Below are 21327 nucleotides of genomic sequence, written 5' to 3' on the forward strand. Positions count from 1 at the left end.
CTTCACTAATTAAAAACTCAGATTCAATTAAGGAAAAAGATTACAGCAGTTAATATATAATTTTATGTGATAGAATTATATATAACTGCTGTTAAGCATAAGTTAAAGTATAACTATTTCAAAATACCTTTTTCACTCTTAAATCCATACCATCTCCATTTTTATAATACATTGTAACTTCTGCATAGAAAGAAGATAAAGACTTTACATGATATGTAAAATATTTCTTCCCATCAACATAAGTAATTATATTTTCACCAATGGCTTCATAGGTACCATATCCATTTCCAAAAGCACCTTCTCCATAATACGTTCCATCTTCATAAAACTCTATAGAAAAAGATAGCTCTTCATAAGCCACACTTGATATATCTACCCATTCACCTTTGTAATAAACAGCAGTTCCTTTCCACTTCCCGTAAAGAATTTCAATCGGATAATCAAAAGAGTCCTCAACATTTGAACAAGAAAACAGAGGAATTAAAACAGTTATACAGAACAGGATTCTAAATAGTCTTTTCATTCTTTCTCCTCCATATCAATTTCAAAATAAGTATTCTCCCATTTGCATGCTTTTTGTGTTCCCAAATCTATTCCCCACGCCAACACATTCAGTAGATTTATACAAGCAATAGGATTAAATGTAGATTCCAATATTAAAGGAGTAGGTCTATATCCTTCCTTTTTTGCAATAAGTTCTTTCGAAGATAATTTTTTACGAATACGAACACTCGTTTCCCCACTCTCTCCAATAGTTGCAATTTTTACACCATTATCATAAATTCTGGTACCCTCTTTACCCACAAATGTAATCGTCTGCTTTGAACTTGTAAAAATAGAACAACATGAAGAGAGCAATAACGGAATCATCAAAATAGACAGAAATTCTTTTTTCATTTCAAGAACATTTTTAGTTAAACATATAGTTAATACAAATCGCCAAATACCGGGCGTCGTCATACGTTTAACTAAAAAAAGAAAAGCGCAGACTATCCGCCTACGCCTCTTGGCTCACCACAAGCCATTACACACTAAGCGAGAAGTCCGCGCCAATATGGAACTCCTCAATGTGTGTAAACTAGCTCGTTCATTTCCGAGGTGGTGATTCAGAGGCGACTGAGCTATATTATTTCAAATCAATTGAACCGATATTTCTCGGCTCGGTACAAATGTACTAAAATATTTTAATATAAAATGTGTATTCTCCATTTGTTTTTCTCGCCGCGCACCGATGCGGGGGTACCCCGACAGGAGGACAAAGGAAATTACAATTTTATCTTCCCCGAAACGGGTCATCAAAATTCATAACCTACCTTAATGGCAACCCCATCCAGATAATAATTTTGAGGAGTTCGAGAATAATCCATATTAAGTCCCGGACTTACAAATTGGTCGAAAGTCTCGAATCGAAGGCTCTCATAACTACCGCCGATTCCTATGGTAACCGCTTGTTTCTCTACTGTCCGGATGCGGACGCCGGCCGAGATATGGGAATAAAAAGCATCGCCGTTAGTCACGAAATAGCCCAGTTTCAAATCGACAAACGGAGCGACTCTCCTCTTCCCAAATGTACCTCGGAAATCGACATAAAAGGGAATGCTCACTTTACTGTCACGAATATCCATCGGGATATTCATATCGGGAGTTTTATACTCTTGCATGAAATGGAATCCGACACCGGCCCCGATAAAGAAATAGGATGAAAGCTGGTATCCATGAGTCGTACTGATTTCGAAACTGTTCAAATCGTAATAACCGACTCCGATAGTATAACCCAAATCGGCATATCCGCGATAACCACGAGACGAATTTTCTTGTGCCTTGGCCATCAAACAAGCCAGCACCATAATCGAAAGAATCAATGTCTTTTTCATAGAATGAGAATTAAAATCAACAAGGGTCAAAGTTAATTTTTCCCCCGGACAAAATTGCATATCCTCTTCACGATTTTTCAATTTGAAACACCATTGTCACAGAGATTTCACAGAATCGGCCAAGCGGGAGACGGGGGCTTTCGCTACTTTTGCTGGAGTGAAACGGGCGGGGGTATCTGCAACCTCCATCCATAAACGCGACAGGTATGACAAGAAGATGGTTTCCCCTGCTCTTGGGGCTGGCGATGGCCACCGTGTGGGCGGCACAGGCTGCCGGGCCCAAGTATGTGTTTTACATCATCGGCGACGGCATGGGTGTGAACGAGGTGAATGCTACCGAACTCTTTTATGGCGAGCTGGCCGGCCGGCAAGGACCGGAGCGGCTGCTCTTCTCGCAATTCCCCCACTCGGCTTTCGTGAATACCGGCTCGGCCAGCAGCGACATTACCGACTCGGCTGCGGCGGGCACGGCTCTGGCTTGCGGAGTGAAGACCCGGAACAAGATGGTGGGGGTCGATGCCGACAGTGTACCGGTATACAGCATAGCGGTGAAGGCTCAACAGCAGGGGGCAGCTGTGGGTATCGTGACCAGCAGCGAAATCGACGATGCCACGCCGGGGGCCTTCTATGCCCACCAGGGGAACCGCAACAACCGCTACGAGGTGGGGCTCGACCTGCTGGCGACGGGGTTCGACTTCTACGCCGGCAACCGATTCAAGCAACCGTCGCTCCCCGGCAGGGAGTCGCTCTACGACCTGCTGCCCAAGCGGGGATATGTGCTGGCTACCAGTGTAGACGATTACCAACGCAAGGCCCAGAAGGCCGGGAAGATGGTGCTGTTTCCCGAGCGAAGCATCACCTATGCCATAGACCGCCGGCCCGGCGACATGCGGCTGGCCGACCTCACCCGCTGCGCCGTGGATTTCCTGTCGCGCAACGAGCGGGGCTTCTTCCTGATGATCGAGGGGGCTCAGATCGATTGGGCGGGACACACGCGCGACGGGGCTACCGACCTGCGCGAGGTGAAAGACCTGGAGGAGTCGGTACAGATTGCCTGTGACTTTTACCGGGCTCACCCCGACGAAACCCTTATCATTGTTACGGCCGACCACGAAACGGGTGGTGTGGTACTGGGCACGGGCGAATATGCCCTCAACCTGCAGGCGCTCCAGTACCAGACGATGAGCGGCTCGACCTTCACCCGGCAGATTGCCGACTGGCGACGGGCTGGAGAACCGGTTTCGTGGGAGAGGGTGAAAACGGCTCTGTCGCAGGCCTTCGGCTTCTGGTCGCACCTCACCCTTACGGCCGAACAGGAGGCCCGCCTCAAACGGGTATACGAGGAGACCTTGCTCAACCCCTCGGACACATTGGTACAGTCGCTCTACGAGGCCAACGAACCGATGACCGAAACGGCCAAACAAATCATCAACGAGATAGCCCGCATCGCCTGGACCTGCGGCTCGCACACGGCCGGCTATGTGCCCCTCTATGCCATAGGAGCGGGTGCCGAAAAGTTTGGCGGAACCATCGACAACACCGATATTCCCCGAATCGTTTCCGAGATTTTCGGATATGAATAAATAGCTAATCTTCAGCGGAATACAAAAGACACAGTCTCTTTTGTGTAAGATTTTTTTAGAAAAACATTGTAAAATTAGGACAAAGGATATAACTTTGTCCCCCGTAATCGGTTTGCCCCGCCCGATTCGGCCGAGGCAATGAAAAGGGAATCGGGTGCAAATCCCGAACAGGCCCGCTGCTGTGAGTTTCGTATGAGTTTTCAGACAAATACTGCAATGCCACTAATCCAGACTCGATTGGGAAGGCGTCTGAGAGGGAGACAAGTCAGAAGACCTGCCGATTGCGTAGAAACAACTGTTGCCGGCTCCGTGGACCGAGCCGCCGGTCGAAAGAAAATTTTTCGGAAAAAAGAGATTTTTTGCTTGAGCAATAGGAGTAGGCGTCGCGTGGGCGACTCTATTCCGCCATTCAGTATTTAACTAAAAAAGAAAAGATTATGGCAAGAAAAATTCCTTTTAGTGTAGATATAACGGGGAGCTTCGTATACTCCGAGCCCCTCGTCGAAGCCCGCAAACTGTATCACGACGGGGTGTGGAGTTCGGCCAAGCTGCACGAAATCGAAGATAAAGAGATTTATCGCATTGTCGAGAAGTGCAAAGAGATAGGGCTGAAGTGTGTAACCGACGGCGACTACAAGTCGACCAACTATCTCGACTTTTTCCACCACTTGGAGAATATCACGAAACAGGAACCGGCTCAACCCGAAGAGGTGAAGGAGTCGGTTATCTCGGGCAAAATCGGATTTGACAACGCCTACCCCTCCACGCCGAAGGTGACCCAGCGCTTCACCTACCTGACGGGTATCATCGGGGGCGACATGTATGCCAAGGTGCTGCTCCCCTCGCCTGCTACACTGCTGGCCGAGCTGCTCCGCCCCGAGAACCGCTACAATACCGGGCGCTACTACCCCGATATGGATTTGCTCGTGCACGACATCGCCCAAACTTACCAGACGGTCATCAACGAGTTTTACGACATGGGGTGCCGATTCCTGCAACTGAGCGACTACGCCTGGAACCTGGCCGGCAACAGCGACCTCGAGCAGGTGGCCCAGGCCGCACACATCGACCTGCTTTCGCTGGTGGCTACCTCGGCCAAACTCACCGAGGCTTGTCTGGCTCAGAAACCCGACGACATGTGCATCTCGCTGCAGTTCCACGAGAAGTGGTGGCGCGTGGGCGACAAGGAGAAGACGGCCGAGCTGCTGCTCTCGACCCAGGCCGATGCCATTGCACTCGACTTCGGCGACCGCGAAAACGAGAACATCGACCTCTCCATGCTCAACTACTGCCAGGGCAAAGAGGTGATTCTGGGATTGATTTCGACCTCGAGCCTGCAACCCATATCGACCAGCAGCATCACGCTGCACATCGAGAATGCAGCTCGTCTGCTCCCGCTCGAGTCGCTCCACCTGAGCAGCCAGGGCGACTTCCGCGACAACGAGGGCAACAGCATCGTCTCGGAACAGATGATGTGGAGCAAAATCGTAACGATGAAAAATATTGCGAAGAGCGTTTGGGGCGAATAAATCGTTCGCCTCGACTACTCCCGACCTGTGAGCCGATAGTCGATGCGGTCAACATGCACCGGCTATCGGTTCTCTCTTTCCAATCTCTATCTTGAAAGAAGAGAATGGGCGGCCCGGGCACCGTCAAATGTCGAAAACTTCGTTTTCCACTTGCCACTGCTCTCGCCTTTCACTGTCTTTGTTATACGAAGATAGATGCGGCTTAACAAAAAATCTCAAACAAGTTTGGCTTTTTTGTATTCGCCTTTCACTATCTTTCCAGAAGAAAGGAGGCGGCTCGGCTCTGTCAAATGTCGAAAACTTCGTTTTCCATTTGCCACTGCTCTCGCCTTTCACTATCTTTGCACGCTGAAACATTGGTCAATACTACAATAAGGTGAACAACGTACACGAAGAACTGAAATCGGTATCGCAATTCCTCACGGAATATGCGACCTGTTTGATGGCATCGGGCGTACATACCTCGCGTATTGTGCGCAACACGGCCCGTATAGCCGAGTCGTTTGGGTTCGAAGCCCACATGACACTCTTTCACAAAACCATCAGCATGACCTTGCGAAGCAAGGACAACGCCCACGTATACAGCACGGTGAGTACCGCGAAATCGGGGGCAATCAATTTTGAATTCAACTCCGAATTGAGCGCCCTCAGCTGGGAAGCCTACGACAACCACCTCCCGCTCGACACGCTGTGGGAGAAATTCCACGCCATCACGAGCAAACCTCGCATGAACCCGTGGACGGTGTGGATTCTGGTGGGCTTTGCCAATGCTTCGTTCTGCCGGCTCTTCAACGGCGACTGGATAGCGGTAGCCGCCGTATTTGTGGCTACGCTCGTGGGATTCCGCATCAAACAAATATTGCACTTCAACCACTATTTCGTATTCACCATATCGGCATTTGTCGCATCGCTCATCGCCTCGATTACCATGTGGCAGCACTGGGGCACCACCCCCGACATCGCTATCGGTGCCAGCGTGCTCTACCTCATACCGGGCGTCCCCTTGATTAACGGGATTATCGATATTATCGAAGGTCATGTGCTGGCCGGCACCGCCCGACTCATCAACGCCCTGCTGTTGATTGTCTGCATCGCCTTCGGTATGGGTATCACTCTTTTAATGATGGGAGGGAAACTGTTATGATCGACTGGCAAATATTAGGCTCGGTCATTGCCGACGCCATCGGAGCTGCCATTGCAGCCATAGGCTTCGCCGTTATCTCCAACCCGCCCCGCCGGGCCATTCTGTATGCAGCATTACTGGCGGCCGTAGGTCACAGCATCCGGTTCGTACTGCTGAAATATGCAGGCCTCGACCTGGCTTCGGCCTCGTTTATCGCTGCCTTCTCGATAGGTATGCTCAGCCTGGCTGCCGGATACCGCATCTTCTGCCCGGCCACGGTACTGTACATACCGGCCCTGCTCCCGATGATTCCCGGTATGTATGCCTACCGCACGGTATTCTCGCTCATTCGATTCCTGCAAAGCAGCGGGAACGACAACGAGGCCATACACTACCTGCTCGAGATTTTCAAGAACGGAATCACCACAGCCTCGGTACTCTTCTCGCTGGGTGTAGGTGCCACCATACCCATATTCATATTTTACAAACGGGCCTTCAGCATGACCCGCGCAGCCAACCGCCCGAAGCGGCAAGCCTGACCCGCCCGATACGACACGATACAAATGCCCGCTCCCCCTTCGGTCCACCGCTCGAGGAGTGGGCATTAACATGTTTTATGGAGCGAGAGTCCTGAATAATCGAGATTTTCGTTATCATTGTAACCATTTTCGGTCTTCCCGAGAAAACTCATATAATACCAAGCACAACATGAAAAAGAATTTTTTCCTGAAAAGCACCCTGCTGCTGGCTTCGCTTGCCGGCACCGGTCTCATACAAGCACAACAACAGCCCAACATCGTTCTGTTTCTGGTCGACGATATGGGCTGGCAAGATACATCGGTTCCGTTTTACTCCGAGTCAACTCCCCTGAACAACCGCTACCGTACCCCCAACATGGAGCGGTTGGCCCACATGGGGGTGAAGTTTACCGAGGCTTACGCCTGTGCCATCTCGTCGCCCACGCGGTGCAGCCTGATGTCGGGCATGAATGCGGCCCGTCACCGGGTGACCAACTGGACCCTGAACTACGACCAGAAGACCGACGCCTCGAGCGACGTGATTCAACTGCCCGAGTGGAACTACAACGGCATACAACCGGCACACACGACCCTGACCGCCGACCTGAAAAACTCGACCCGTATCACCTCGTTCCCCCAGATTCTGCACCAGAACGGCTACTACACGATACACTGCGGCAAGGCGCACTTCGGCGCCAAGGGTACATCGGGGGCCGACCCCTCGACCATGGGTTTCGACGTGAACATCGGCGGCGGGGCCAACGGGGCACCGGGCAGCTATCTGGGCACGCGTAACTTCGGCCAAGGCTCGCCCTTCGAAGTGTTGGGCCTGGAGAAATACCACGGGCAGAATATATTCCTCACCGAAGCACTCACACGCGAAGCCATCGAGGCCCTGAAACAGCCGATAAGCCGGCAGCAACCTTTCTACCTCTACATGTCGCACTATGCCGTGCACTCGCCCTACGACGACGATGCCCGATTCAGCGACTACTACCGCAACCGCTACGATATCCAACTCGATGCCCCCCTCAACGAAAACGAGGCCCGATATGCCGCACTGGTCGAGGGCATGGACAAGAGCCTGGGCGACCTGCTCGACTTTCTCGAAAGCCAGCCCGAGGTGGCAGCCAATACCATCGTCCTCTTCATGTCGGACAACGGCGGACAGGGGCTGAACAACGTACGCCAAGGCCGTGAAAACCGCGACCAGAACTACCCGGCACGTGCCGGCAAGGGGTCGGCCTTCATGGGTGGCGTGCGCGAGCCGATGATGGTCTACTGGCCCGGCGTGACCAAGGCCGGCAGCGTGTGCGACCAACGGGTAATGATCGAGGACTTCTTCCCCACGATTCTCGAGATGGCCGGTGTGAAGGAGTACTCGACCGTACAGACGACCGACGGCGTGAGCTTTGCCGACGTGTTGCGCAACCCTTCGACCCGTCACGAGCGCAGCATCGTGTGGCACTTCCCCAACCTATGGGGCGAAACCCAGAATACCGAGGAGGGCTACGGAGCCTACTCGTCGATTCTGAAAGGCGACTATCACCTCATCTACCATTGGGAAACGCAGCAACGCCGCCTCTACAACGTGCGTGCAGATATAGGCGAGCAGCACGACCTGGCTCTCGAGCAACCCGCAATTGCCGAAGCTCTGGCCCGGGAACTGACCGACTACCTGAAATCGACCGACGCCCAACGCCCGACCTACATCGCTACGGGCGAAGCCTGCCCCTACCCCGACGGCTCGAAATAAATCACTTGGTGACATGTGATTACATACGATACAATAGGACATTATGAATCTCATAAAGACAGCATTCTGCCTGATTATTCTCATTTGCAGTTCAATCCCTGTCTGGAGTCAAACAACAGGAAAAATAGTAGATACCGACCGGCAGCCGGTGGAGGGTGCAACCGTCGTCATGCAGCTGCCCGATTCGACCTACCTGGGCGCAGCCATCTCTGCAGCCGACGGTACATTCAGCCTTGAACCCATGGCAGACCGCTATCTGCTCATCGTCCAGCATCTGTTTTATCAGTCCCAGGTGGTAAAGGGTCAGACGCGTGACGCCGGCATCATCGTACTGGAGCCGAAAGAGCATAGCCTGGCCGAAGTGGTTGTCGAGGGAGAACGCCCTTTGGTAACCGTGGAACAGGGTAAACTGAGTTATGATATTTCGGCCATCTCAAAAAAGCATATCGTCAACAATGCTTACGAGGCTATCTGCAAGCTGCCGGGAGTACAGGACCGGAGCGGCAAGCTCTCACTGATCGGGGCAAAAGATGTGACGGTAATCCTCAACGGCAAGGCCAGTACCCTGACCCAGGAACAGCTGATTGAAATGTTGAAGAATACCTCTGCCTCGCAGGTTCAGACGGCCGAAGTGATGTATAACACGCCGCCCGAATATCATGTGCGCGGTGCCGCCATCAATATCGTGACGGCCAAGGCTGCCGACAATACGCTCCAAAGCGAACTCTCGGCGACTTACAGCAACCAGTATTTCGGCAGTTACAGCGGCAATGTAAACTTTCTGTTGACAAAAGGCAAGTCGTCGCTGAATGTCTCATACAACCCCGGCTATTCGCACATCATGACCGTGATGGATCTGGCCTCCATGCACCAGTATGACGGGCAAGTATATGACATCACGCAGCGGCAGAAAATCAACACGAAGGGGTGGAAGCATAACATCTATGCCGAGTATGGCTATCAGATAAACGAGGATAATGCGCTGAGTGTGGGATACAACGGTGCCCTGTCGGGCAACGGCAAGGGGACCATCGATGTGAACGGGAATTTTCAGAACAGCCACAACGACAAGGTGCAGGACAGCTGGCTGCACAATGTCTTTGCCCGCTACTCCTCGGGCTTCGGGCTGGACCTCGGCGTGGACTATACGGACTATTCGATGAACGACTACAACCACCTGGAGAGCGAACTGACAGACCATACGCGCCAACTGCTTGACTATACTTCGGACCAGAAGATACGCAAGGTCTCGGTATATGCCGACCAGAGCCACAGCCTGGCCAACGACTGGACCTTGAAGTACGGTGTCCGATATGACTATACCGACAACCGAAACAGTCAGCTCTTCAATCAGACGGAAGGAAAGGACAATGTGGACAACTCCACCTCGCGCCTTTACGAGCAGATAGCCAACTTGTATGCCGGCTTCGACAAGGAGTTTGCAAACGGTTTGTACCTTTCGCTCTCGGCAACCGGCGAGTATTACTCCATCGGGAACTATCACAAGTGGTCGCTCTATCCGCAGGCCAGTCTCAGCTATTCGCCGTCGGAAAAGCACACCTTCATGCTGGGCGTTTCGTCGGAAAAGGACTACCCCACTTATTGGGACATGCAGACCAGCACCACCTACATGAATGCCTACGAAGAGATTCAGACTATCGAAGGGCTGCGACCTGCCAATGTGTATAGCGTGAATGCCAACTACCTCTTCCTGCAGAAGTATATGCTGTCGCTGTTTTATGAGCGCATCGACGATTATTTCACGATGGAGATGTATCAGGCGAAAGACCGTCTGGCTCTTGTGTACCGCACGCAAAACTGGAACTACTACCAGTCCTTCGGCATGAGTGCCAACATTCCGTTCAGCATCGGGAACTGGCTCTCCTCGCAGGTAAATGCCACCGTGGTCAATGACCGCAACCGCTGTGACCACTTCTGGGATATTCCCTTCGACCGGAACAAATGGGCCTGCATGCTGTCCATGCAGAACCATTTCTCGGTAGGGTCCCAACTGGGTTTCGACTTGGACGCGATGTACCGCTCAAGCATGATTTCCGGTATCAGCGATACGAAACCGGTCTTTATGGTCAATGTGGGTGCCCAATGGAACTTCCTGAAGGATAAAGCCAGTCTGAGCCTGAACTGCTCCGACCTGTTCGATACCATGCGCATGAAGGTGAAAAACCGCTATGCCGGGCAACACATCGACTTGAATATGGGACAATACAGCCGCACGGTTTCCGTAAAACTGGTGTACCGCTTTGGCGGAAGTATCACCAAGGAAAAGAGAGAGGTGGACTCTTCTCGTTTCGGACATTAGCGGTATCTATGACAGTCTGGCCCAATATCCGGTATCTGTGTAATTCCATGAATTTGTGGAGCCCGCGATTCCATCACACCGTCGGGTTCGACATTGACCCCACTACCCGTCAATCGCGAAAACGGGGTTACCTTTTCGATGCGGGTAAGAACACAATCGACAAACGACTCGCTGCTAATACGGGCGAGGCCTGCCCCTACCCCGACGTCTCGAAACAAGGCAACGACTCCTCGCGGTTCTTTTTCCATACAGTTCCCAATCATGCAAGTGGGGCAACCATCTGCATTGAGGAAATATTGCACACTTTTTCAGACTATTCGATAACGAATAATGGAACAAAAATAACGACTTTCGCACCCAAGAAAAGCATCGTATGAAAAAAGAACAAAATCACCCCCCCAAACGGGTCAATCCCTACACCGGTTTTTTAGGGAGTATTTTAATCCTCTTACTGCTGAACGGATTGATTATGCCCAGTCTGTCGGGAAACCGAATTGTCACAACCGACTACGGCACTTTTGTCGAAAAAGTAGACAGCGGTCTGGTAAAAGAGGTCGCTATCAAGAGCAATCAAATCTACTTCATAACTCAAGAAAAAGACAAAGAGATAACCTACCAAACCGGCGAAGCCAACGACCCCCAACTGGTAGACCGACTGCTGCATGCCAGCAGTCCCAACGACAACGGCAAAATAGAATTTACCCAAATCGTTCCTCGCGAAAACTCACCCCTGCTCGATTTCCTGTTGATGTGGATTCTGCCGGGTCTGCTCTTCTATATTCTCTGGAGACAAATCGGAAAGAGTCTCCAGAACCGGATGAAATCGGGCGGTAACTTCATGTCATTCGGTAATAGCGGTGCCAAAATCTATGCCGAGTCGGACATCAAGACCACCTTTGCCGATGTGGCCGGACAGGAGGAAGCCAAGGAGATGTTGGCCGAAATCGTAGACTTTCTGCACAACCCCGGGAAATATGCCGAGATTGGAGCCACCCTGCCCAAGGGAGCCCTGCTGGTAGGCCCTCCGGGAACCGGCAAAACCCTTATCGCCCGAGCCGTAGCCGGCGAGGCCAAGGTGCCCTTCTTTGCCATATCGGGTTCGGAGTTTGTACAGATGTTCGTCGGTATGGGTGCAGCCAAGGTGCGCGACCTCTTCAAACAGGCCGGTGAGAAAGCCCCCTGCATCATCTTCATCGACGAAATCGATGCCATAGGCAAACGCCGCGACACCGGACTGGGCGGCAACGACGAACGGGAACAGACCCTGAACCAGCTGCTCACCGAGATGGATGGCTTCGACGGCCGCAAAGGTGTGGTGATACTGGCCGCCACCAACCGCCCCGACAGCTTGGACAAAGCGTTGCTGCGACCGGGCCGGTTCGACCGCCGGGTACAGATGGAACTCCCCGATCTGGAGGGACGGAAAGCCATTCTCGAGGTTCATTTGAAAAAAGTACGCCACGGCAATATCGACGTCGACCTGGTGGCCCGTGCCACCGCCGGCTCGTCGGGTGCCGAACTGGCCAACATCGTAAACGAAGCCGCCCTGCGGGCCGTACGCATGGGACGCAAGCAAATTACCACGGCCGACCTGGAAGAGAGTGTCGAAACCGTCATTGCCGGTGCTCAAAAGAAAAACAAAATCCTGTCGGACGACGAGAAGAAGATTGTCGCCTATCACGAAATAGGGCACGCTCTGGTGGCCGCCTTGCAGACCCACTCGGCCCCGATACACAAAATCACCATTATCCCCCGTACCTCGGGTGCTTTGGGCTACACCATGCAGGTCGACCGCGGGGAGCAGTCGCTCTTGAGCCGCGAAGACCTCTTCAACCGCATCGTCACCCTCACGGGCGGACGCTCGGCCGAGGAGGTGATGTTCGGTATCGTCACTACCGGAGCCTCGAACGACATCGAACAGGCCACCAAACTGGCCCGTGCCATGGTGACCCGCTACGGCATGAGCGACCGCTACGACATGATGGAACTCGAAACGACCAGCAACGCTTATCTGGGCGGAGACAACTCGCTCATCTGTTCGCCCAGCACGGCCGCCGACATAGACAAAGAGGTATTGCACCTCATCACCTCAGCTCACGAGAAAGCCAAGGAGATGATCAAGAGCCACACCGAAATCATGCACCGGGCCGCAGCCTACCTGACCGAACGGGAGACTATCACCGGCGACGAGTTCATGAAGATTGTCGAAGAGTGCACCGCCAAAGATTAAAAGACAGACTGTTATTGCGTTTCATATTCGACCGGGCGAAACCGTATGGAGATTTTTCTCCGAATCGGTTTCGCCTTTTCTTTATTCCTCCTTCATACGACGGTAGCGCAACGGAGAGACGCCGATATGAGTCCTGAAAAACCGGACAAAGGAAGAAGCATTAGGGAAATGCAACTTTTCAGAAATCTGCTGTACCGTCAAATCGGTAGCCCGTAACGCCCGCTTGGCTTCGAAAAGCACAGCCTCGTTAATCCACGTCTGTACCGAATAGTGGGTAATCGACTTTACAGCCCCCGACAGGTATTTGGGGGTTACGCACAATTCACCGGCATAGAACGCAACGGTACGTTCACGCTCGAAGTGTTGCAGCAGCAAATCGAAAAAACGCCTCGTGATAGACTCGGCCCGCGAGCATGACAGATTGTCGACCCTCGCCGAATTTTCAAATGTCGATGCCACAATCAACAGCAACGACAGGACCAACGAAGTTCTAATCTTTTCCGACATCCCTGCTCCATCGTTATACCGCTCGATCATTGCATAGAGCTCGACCAGGTCTTTTACCTTCTCGTCGCTCAGCGATACGTAGGGCCACGAATTTATATTCTTCAGCCAATCGAAATCGGGGGTCACAGGGATATGACGGACAAAATCGAGCGAAATAAACAGGACCTTCGCCTCGAAATCGGGCGAATAATGCAACACCGAGAATATCTGCTTCGGCGTAACGACCAACAGATCTTTGGTCGAAACCTCATACTCACTGTAATTGAGCCGTATCTTCATCGACCCGCTGGTGCAAAGGTTAAATATGAAACCCTCGGAGATAAACGACTGTCCCTGAAAATCGCGTCCAAGCACCTCGGTCAACTCCTTGAATGCAAATTCGCCCTCGTGATTCAATATTCTTTCGTCCATACCGACCGCCCAGTTTCTAAATTTCTACGACAAAAATAAGAAATAATGCACATTTTTAGAACTACAATGATAATAAGAATGCAACCTATCCCGTCTATCTTTATCGCCGTTAATTCTAAAAAACAAAGTCCTATGTTAAATGAAATGCGTTTACATCAAAAGCCCTTCAAATACTGGTGGATATCCCTGCTGGCAGGTATACTGAGTATTGTCGGTGGTATCCTTTGTTTTTCCACCCCTATCGATTCGCTGGCCGTACTCACCCTCTTTTTCGTTGCCATCCTTATTGTCGGGGGTATCTTCAATATTGCATCGGCCTTTACAAACCGTAAGTGGAACGACTATTGGGGTTGGGACCTGGCCCGCGGTATCATAGAACTCTTACTGGGAGTATGGCTCTACATGCTGCCTCTGGTACTTGTGACAACCTCTATCGTCTACGTATTCGGATTCTGGATGCTGTTCCACTCGATTATCGGCATCTGCGAGTCGTGCGAACTTGCCCGCCTGCCTATAAAAGGTTGGGGGTGGCTGCTGGCCTGCAACATACTGAGCCTGATCTGCTCGTTCCTCTTCCTCACCACACCTATCTTTGGCGGACTGTTTATTCTCGTCTACATCGGGGTATCGTTCATTCTGTATGGAATATTCCGTATCGTATTGGCATTTAAGATGCACAGCTTCAATCGCGCCCTGCAAGAAGAATAGGCTCTCTATCATCCTTTGAATATGCCGTTATGCAACAACGGCTCTCTACGAAAGAGGTTATGACGATACGAAACTCATCGTCATAGCCTCTTTTTGTACAAAAAAGATAGCCGATATTCGTCGATGCAATGAGAAAATTGTACTATCTTTAGTACCTGTTTTACTCACGCCTCATAAAATTGTATATGAAACGTCTGCTTTTCGTTCCTCTTGTGCTGGGCCCGGCCAGCTTTTCTGTCACTGCCCAGGAGACAACCGCCCCCAATATCGTATTGATCATGTGCGACGATATGGGATTTTCCGATTTAGGTTGTTACGGGAGCGAAATACAAACACCGCACATAGACAGCCTCGCCAGCCAAGGCATGCGTTTCAGCCAATTTAAGAACACGGGGCGAAGCTGCCCCTCTCGGGCCTCGCTTCTGACGGGCCGCTATCAACATCAGGCCGGCATGGGATGGATGACAGCCGTCGACGAACATCGTCCCGGATACAGAGGTCAGATCTCGAAAGAGTATCCTACCATAGCCGAGGTGATGAAAGCCAACGGCTACGGCACATACATGAGCGGCAAATGGCATGTGACGGTCGACGGAGCCTTCGATGCCCCCAACGGCAGCTATCCCGTGCAACGCGGATTCGACCGCTATTACGGTTGCCTCTCGGGAGGAGGCAGTTACTACTCTCCCACGCCGGTATATAACGACTTGACTCCAGTTACCGACTTCCCCGACGACTATTACTATACCACAGCCATATCAGACTCGGCTACCAGCTTTATCCGCCAGCATCCAGCCCAGATTCCCATGTTTCTGTATGTTGCCTACTATGCACCGCACCTCCCCTTGCAAGCTCCGGCCGACCGGGTAGAGAAGTGTATGGAGCGCTACCGGGCAGGCTACGATGTTTTGCGCCGGCAGCGATTCGAGAAACAAAAGGCCATGGGGCTCGTTCCATCGGATATGGAGTTGCCGGAATACGACCGAGAGTTCGGCGGTAAACGCCCCTCCTGGGAGGAGCTGAGCGAGGATCAACGCCGACAATGGATACAGGATATGGCCACCTATGCAGCCATGATTGAAATCATGGACGACGGTATAGGCCAGATTGTCGAAGCGTTCCGTGAAAAAGGGACCCTGGAAAATACCGTATTCCTGTTCCTTAGCGACAACGGTGCGACCCTGGAGGGCGGCTATCTGGGACAGCTGATGGCCGATCTCTCCAACACGCCTTACCGCAGTTACAAGCAATGGTGCTATCAGGGAGGGACAAGTACCCCCTTTATTTTCACGTTTGGCGATACCGACAAGAACCCCGTAAAGGGTGGCATCTGTCGACAACCGGCTCACATCATCGACCTTCTGCCTACCTGTATGGATTTGGCCTCGGCCATCTATCCCAGCCGACAATTCGACCATGCCCAACTGCCGGGTATCAGCCTGCTGCCGGCTATCGAGGGAAAAGAGATACAACCGCGCACCCTGTTTTTCGAACATCAAAGTTCGTGTGCCGTCATATCGGGACATTGGAAACTGGTACGAAACAACCGGAACGAACCTTGGGAGTTGATTGATCTCGATGCCGATCCGTTCGAACAACACAACCTCTCCACCCGTTTCCCCGAAAAGGTAAAGTCGCTGGAAAACGAATGGAATCGTTGGGCCGAAACACACCTGGTCCTCCCCCTGGAGGATAAACCGTGGCACGAACGCATCGACTTCTACAAAAATCTAAATGACGACCAAAGCGGTCGCGAAGAGTAGACTCCAGTTGGCTGCTCCGAATGGTCTCCTTCTTTTTCGGGGAGAGGCGGCTCGGCACTGTCAAAGTTGAAAACTGTGTTTTCCTTTGCCTCTGCTCTCGCCTTTCACTATATTTCCAGAATACAGGAGGCGGCTCGGCACTGTCAAAGTTGAAAACTGTGTTTTCCTTTGTCTCTGCTCTCGCCTTTCACTATATTTCCAGAATACAGGAGGCGGCTCGGCACTGTCAAAGTTGAAAACTGTGTTTTCCTTTGTCTCTGCTCTCGCCTTTCACTATATTTGTACAGATAAAAAAACGAAACAGACAACGATATGAAATACATTGGAGCTCATGTAAGTGCTTCGGGTGGCGTGGAGAACGCCCCGGTAAACGCACACGCCATCGGAGCGAAGGCTTTCGCTCTCTTTACCAAGAATCAACGGCAATGGCAGTCGGCACCCTTGTCGGAGAAGAGTATACAACAGTTCCGCGAGAACTGCGCACAATATGGTTTTGCCCCCGAACACATCCTGCCTCACGACAGCTACCTCATCAACCTGGGACACCCGCAGGCCGAGGGGCTGGAGAAGAGCCGGAAGGCTTTTCTCGACGAGATGCAGCGCTGCGAACAGTTGGGGCTGAAGCTGCTGAACTTCCACCCGGGCAGCCACCTGAAGGAGATTTCGATCGACGAGTGCCTCTCGCGCATCGCCGAGTCGATAAACCTGACGCTCGAAAAGACGCAGGGGGTAACGGCCGTCATCGAGAATACGGCCGGACAGGGCAGCAACGTGGGGTTCCGCTTCGAACATCTGGCTGCCATCATCGACCAGGTGGAGGACAAGAGCCGCGTGGGGGTGTGCATCGACTCGTGCCACGCCTTTGCCGGCGGCTACGACCTGGCTACACCCGAGGGGTATGAGCAGACGTGGAAAGAGTTTGACCGGATAATCGGGTTCAACTATCTGCGGGGCATGCACCTGAACGATGCCAAAAAGGGATTGAACTCGCGCGTCGACCGCCACGACAGTCTGGGGGCCGGCGTGCTGGGCATCGGCTTCTTCGAGCGGCTGATGCAGGACCCGCGTTTCGACAACATCCCCCTCATTCTCGAGACGCCCGACGAGAGCCTCTGGCCGCAGGAGATTGCCCGTCTTTACGAACTGGCTGCCGCCCGATAACGTGCAGCCCCCTATCTGATTGTAGAACTACAAAAACGACTTGAACAATGAAAAAGATAGCTAAAAGTCTGACCGACCTGATTGGGAACACTCCGCTGCTGGAGCTCTCGAACTACAACCGCACACACGGGTTGGAGGCTACGGTCATTGCCAAACTGGAGTATTTCAACCCGGCCGGCAGCGTGAAAGACCGGGTAGCCCTCTCGATGATCAACGATGCCGAACAGCGGGGCATACTGAAACCGCATGCCACCCTCATCGAACCCACGAGCGGCAACACCGGCGTGGGGCTGGCCTTCGTGGCTGCGGCCCGGGGGTACCACCTCATCCTCACCATGCCCGAGACCATGAGCCTCGAGCGTCGCAATCTGCTCAAAGCCCTGGGGGCCGAACTGGTACTCACCCCGGGAGCCGAAGGGATGACGGGTGCCATCAAGAAGGCACAGGAGCTGAACGAGCGCATCGAGGGCAGCGTGATTCTGCAACAGTTCGAAAACCCCGCCAACCCGGCTGCCCACGTAAAGACGACGGCCGAAGAGATATGGCGCGATACCGACGGCGAGGTGGACATATTCGTGGCTGGCGTAGGCACCGGCGGCACGGTGAGCGGCGTGGGCCGGGGGCTGAAGAGCCACAACCCGGCCATCCGCATCGTGGGGGTAGAGCCGGCCGGCTCGCCTGTTCTGTCGGGCGGTAAACCCGGGCCGCACAAGCTGCAAGGCATCGGTGCCGGATTCGTGCCCAAGACCTACGACGCTTCGGTAGTCGACGAGGTTATCGCCGTGACCGACGACGACGCCATCCGCACCAGCCGCGAGCTCACCTCGACCGAGGGGATGCTGGTGGGTATCTCGTCGGGGGCTGCCGCATGGGCCGCTACCCAACTGGCCCAACGCCCCGAGAACCGAGGCAAGAAGATTGTGGTGCTGCTGCCCGACACGGGCGAACGCTACCTCTCGACCGTACTCTACGACTTCGAGGGGTACAAGCTCTAATCCCGGCGGTTGTCCGGGGCAACCCGGGCTACCCATAAGAACATAAGAAACAGAGAGGCCATGGCGCACTCGATTACCGAGCATTGCCATGGCCTTTTCTTATCTCTTTCCTGTATCGTTGCGCAAGCGCTCTGCCCCGGGCTATCTCCCGCTACGGGCAATCATCTCCTGCAAACGGGTGTTGAATACCCCCTCGGCCAAAAGTTGCTCGAGCGAGAGATGCATGCGGTAACGCCAATAGTAGTGCGGGCATGCGGGTATGTTGATGCGCTCCTCGTCGGGGTTCTTGCGGCGCAGGCGGCCATCGATCGAGAGCCAGTCCTGCAAGGGCAGAATAGCCAGCATCGAGGGAGCCGAGAGCGTCAGCTCGACCATGCGCTCGCAAATCCAAGGCTCGCAGGTAGCGGGTGCCTGGCCCGACTCGCCCAGCACCTCGTTGAAGTAGCGCTGCGTGCGCGCAGGATCCTCCTGCCACCACCCTCTGATGCCCGACATGTCGTGGGTCGAGGTGGTACATACCGACCGCACGGGATAGCGGCTCACGTCGCCAAACTCGCAGTTCCACTCCTTGGGCATGCGCTGTATCTCGAGCGAGAGAATCTGCAACTGCTTCATCACCTCGGGCACACAGCCGGGTATCATACCCAGGTCTTCGCCGCAAACCAGCATATCGGTCGAGGCTACGAGCACGGGCAGTTTGCGCAGGGCTTCGGCTTTCCAGAAATCGTTGTGACGCCAGTAAAAGAAATCTTCGTAAAGGCGGTCGAAGCAGGCCTTCTGCTCATCGTCGAGAGCCTGGTAGGCCTGGGTGCGGTTGCCCATAATGCGGGGGTGATAGTATCCCGGCTGGTCGGGGTCTTCGAGGAAGAGCACCTCGTCGAGCAGCTTCAACAGGCCATCGCGAATCAGTACGTTCATCTCGTCGTCGGCCCCCGAAAAATAGTCGACCACCTTGCGCTGGGTATCCATCATCACATTCAGGTCCCAGCGGCCGTTCCCCTTGTCGACCAGGAAGCGCGTCTTCACCTCGTCGGTATAGGCCCCGAAGATGTCGTGCAACGACTCTTCCCGCACATAGGGGACCGTCTGCCACGAAGCATCGAACCGGAATCCCTTCTGCGCCAGCTCGTCGGGCGAGAGCGGCATGGCCGAGTGGAAGTGGCCCAGCAGACCGTGAACGGCATCGAGCGGAATCTCCCAGATGCGGAAGAAACCCAGGATGTGGTCGATGCGGTAGGCATCGAAATAACGCGACATGTGACGCAAGCGGGCTTTCCACCAGGCATAGCCGTCGCGCGCCATCACCTCCCAGTCGTAGGTGGGGAATCCCCAGTTCTGCCCCTCGATCGAGAAGTCGTCGGGGGGAGCACCCGCCTGACAATTCATGCGGAAGAGATCGGGGTTGACCCACGCGTCGACACTGGTGCGGCTGATGCCGATGGGGATGTCGCCCTTCAGCACCACTCCGGCCCGGTGAGCATAGTCGCGCACCTCGGAGAGCTGCAGGTGCAGGTGATACTGTATGTAGTAGTAGAGGGCAACCGAACGGTACCACGGGCTCCACACGGCACAGTAGTCGGCAATCATCGACTCGTCGTAGCTGGCAAACTCGCCCCAACGGGTGAAGTTGGCCGTCTTGAAACGGTCGCGCAAGCTGCTGAAGGCGGCATAGGGCTGCAACCAGAACTTGTTCTCCTTGAAAAACTGCTTGAACCCCTCGCTCGACAGGGTGTCGTCGCCCTGCTCGTCGAAGAGCAGGTTCAGGTACTCCATCTTGGCGCGGTTCACCCGCTCGTAGTCGACATCGGGCTGCATGTTCAGCTCCCGCTGCAAGGCGTCGAACTGGGCCTGCCGGGCCTCATCGCTCAACCGGCCCACCTCCGAGAGGCGCAGATACTGCGGGTGCAGGGCAAAGGTCGAGTTGGCGTTATAGGGATAGGAGTCGCACCAACTACCCGTCAGGGTGGTATCGTTGACCGGGAGCAGCTGGATAAACGATTGCCCCGTGCGCAGCGCCCAGTCGACCAGATATTTCAGGTCGAGGAACTCGCCCGTACCGAAACCGTAATCGGTACGCAATGAGAATACCGGGATGGCCGTACCAGCCCCTTTCCAGGGACGTTCGGGCCCGTTGAAGAGCAACCCCGACACAACGACCGCCGTCGAAGGCGAGAGCTCCGAATCGGTATATACCCTGTTCGCACCCGTCTCCCACGCCACGACTTCGCGCTGCTGCGTGCGCACCACCACAAACTTGTATTCAAAGGAGGGGCCCAGTTGAGCCGCATCGAGGGTAAGATGCCATTCGGGAAAGTCGGTATCGTCGAGCGCCGGAGCCTGGCTCGGCTCCCAGTTGCCCAGAGCCGGCACACTGCCCACCAGAAGCAACTGCTCGTCGGGGCGCAGCTGCGGAGCGAAGATTTTGAACGTCACCGTACCGGCCGCCGGTACCCCGGGTTGCGGCTGGGGATGCTGACGGAAAAAGATGCCCTGGGTAAATGCCGAAGAGTAGAACGGCAGGTCGGCGGGAGTGTCGCGCCAGCGGTCGAGCAACCGATATTCGGTGGCCTTCTGCCCCGGCACGAAGCGGTGCGGACGGTTCCACTCCCGGCGCACCGAGTCGCCCGACTTGACCAGATAGCGATACTCAAAGGCGTCTATCGTCGCGGGCACCTCGATGGTGTAGCTCCACAGGTCGCCGCCGCGGCAATCCATCACCACGGCCCGGCTCTCGTCGCCCGAGCCCAGTTGCTCGGTCTCGCCCGAAAGCATGAGCGACTCGCCCCAACGGGTGTGGTAGTATATCTCAAATGTTATTTTCATGACAATCCTCTTTGTTAAAAATTGGA

16 protein-coding genes and 1 riboswitch are annotated in these 21327 nt (G+C 53.7%); of the genes, 11 read left to right on the forward strand and 5 right to left on the reverse strand.

Going from position 1 to position 21327, the window contains the following annotated elements:
• Positions 1 to 118 precede the first annotated feature (118 nt).
• The 3 genes from NW211_RS03450 to NW211_RS03460 form a co-directional block, all read right to left on the reverse strand.
• The gene (locus NW211_RS03450; RefSeq protein ID WP_258326931.1) at positions 119 to 523 is read right to left on the reverse strand and encodes a hypothetical protein; all 405 of its coding nucleotides are present in this window, start codon (positions 521 to 523) and stop codon (positions 119 to 121) included.
• The gene (locus NW211_RS03455; RefSeq protein WP_258326932.1) at positions 520 to 897 is read right to left on the reverse strand and encodes a hypothetical protein; all 378 of its coding nucleotides are present in this window, start codon (positions 895 to 897) and stop codon (positions 520 to 522) included. The genes NW211_RS03450 and NW211_RS03455 overlap by 4 nt, the downstream gene beginning before the upstream one ends.
• Positions 898 to 1295: 398 nt before the next feature.
• Positions 1296 to 1874: a hypothetical protein gene (locus NW211_RS03460; RefSeq protein WP_258326933.1), complete on the reverse strand. Its 579-nt coding sequence runs from the start codon at positions 1872 to 1874 to the stop codon at positions 1296 to 1298.
• Between the two features lie 206 nt (positions 1875 to 2080).
• Between NW211_RS03460 and NW211_RS03465 the strand changes: the two genes are divergently transcribed.
• From NW211_RS03465 to ftsH, 7 genes are all read left to right on the forward strand, one after another.
• The gene (locus NW211_RS03465; RefSeq protein ID WP_258326934.1) at positions 2081 to 3457 is read left to right on the forward strand and encodes an alkaline phosphatase; all 1377 of its coding nucleotides are present in this window, start codon (positions 2081 to 2083) and stop codon (positions 3455 to 3457) included.
• 91 nt (positions 3458 to 3548) lie between these two features.
• A riboswitch (cobalamin riboswitch) is annotated at positions 3549 to 3754 on the forward strand.
• Between the two features lie 140 nt (positions 3755 to 3894).
• On the forward strand, positions 3895 to 4986 hold the full coding sequence (locus tag NW211_RS03470; RefSeq protein ID WP_258326935.1) for a hypothetical protein: 1092 nt from the start codon (positions 3895 to 3897) through the stop codon (positions 4984 to 4986).
• A 376-nt stretch (positions 4987 to 5362) separates the two neighbouring features.
• A complete protein-coding gene (locus NW211_RS03475; protein WP_258326936.1) occupies positions 5363 to 6130 on the forward strand; it encodes a threonine/serine exporter ThrE family protein in 768 nt (255 codons plus the stop codon).
• Complete coding sequence (locus NW211_RS03480; protein WP_258326937.1) at positions 6127 to 6648, forward strand: threonine/serine exporter family protein; 522 nt, start codon at positions 6127 to 6129, stop codon at positions 6646 to 6648. The genes NW211_RS03475 and NW211_RS03480 overlap by 4 nt, the downstream gene beginning before the upstream one ends.
• 169 nt (positions 6649 to 6817) lie before the next feature.
• Positions 6818 to 8383: a sulfatase gene (locus tag NW211_RS03485; protein WP_258326938.1), complete on the forward strand. Its 1566-nt coding sequence runs from the start codon at positions 6818 to 6820 to the stop codon at positions 8381 to 8383.
• A gap of 43 nt (positions 8384 to 8426) precedes the next feature.
• Positions 8427 to 10703: an outer membrane beta-barrel family protein gene (locus tag NW211_RS03490; protein ID WP_258326939.1), complete on the forward strand. Its 2277-nt coding sequence runs from the start codon at positions 8427 to 8429 to the stop codon at positions 10701 to 10703.
• Between the two features lie 373 nt (positions 10704 to 11076).
• Entirely contained in the window at positions 11077 to 12933 is a 1857-nt protein-coding gene (ftsH, locus tag NW211_RS03495; protein WP_258326940.1) for an ATP-dependent zinc metalloprotease FtsH, read from the forward strand.
• An 81-nt stretch (positions 12934 to 13014) separates the two neighbouring features.
• Here ftsH and NW211_RS03500 read toward each other — a convergent pair whose 3' ends face one another.
• The gene (locus tag NW211_RS03500) at positions 13015 to 13851 is read right to left on the reverse strand and encodes an AraC family transcriptional regulator (RefSeq protein ID WP_087407595.1); all 837 of its coding nucleotides are present in this window, start codon (positions 13849 to 13851) and stop codon (positions 13015 to 13017) included.
• A 132-nt stretch (positions 13852 to 13983) separates the two neighbouring features.
• Between NW211_RS03500 and NW211_RS03505 the strand changes: the two genes are divergently transcribed.
• The 4 genes from NW211_RS03505 to cysK all read left to right on the forward strand — a co-directional run bounded on the left by NW211_RS03505 (position 13984) and on the right by cysK (position 18478).
• Complete coding sequence (locus tag NW211_RS03505; protein WP_258326941.1) at positions 13984 to 14559, forward strand: HdeD family acid-resistance protein; 576 nt, start codon at positions 13984 to 13986, stop codon at positions 14557 to 14559.
• A 185-nt stretch (positions 14560 to 14744) separates the two neighbouring features.
• Entirely contained in the window at positions 14745 to 16322 is a 1578-nt protein-coding gene (locus NW211_RS03510; RefSeq protein ID WP_258326942.1) for an arylsulfatase, read from the forward strand.
• Between the two features lie 312 nt (positions 16323 to 16634).
• The gene (nfo, locus tag NW211_RS03515) at positions 16635 to 17483 is read left to right on the forward strand and encodes a deoxyribonuclease IV (protein WP_258326943.1); all 849 of its coding nucleotides are present in this window, start codon (positions 16635 to 16637) and stop codon (positions 17481 to 17483) included.
• A 47-nt stretch (positions 17484 to 17530) separates the two neighbouring features.
• Positions 17531 to 18478, forward strand: coding sequence for a cysteine synthase A (gene cysK, locus NW211_RS03520; protein WP_087407599.1), 948 nt, complete (start codon positions 17531 to 17533; stop codon positions 18476 to 18478).
• A 141-nt stretch (positions 18479 to 18619) separates the two neighbouring features.
• Here the strand turns inward: cysK and NW211_RS03525 are convergent, their stop codons facing one another.
• Positions 18620 to 21301, reverse strand: a complete 2682-nt coding sequence (locus NW211_RS03525; RefSeq protein ID WP_258326944.1) for a 4-alpha-glucanotransferase — start codon at positions 21299 to 21301, stop codon at positions 18620 to 18622.
• Positions 21302 to 21327 lie beyond the last annotated feature (26 nt).

Origin of the sequence: Barnesiella sp. ET7, from assembly GCF_024733785.1 — a bacterium.
Taxonomy (GTDB): Bacteria; Bacteroidota; Bacteroidia; order Bacteroidales; family Barnesiellaceae; genus Barnesiella; species Barnesiella merdigallinarum.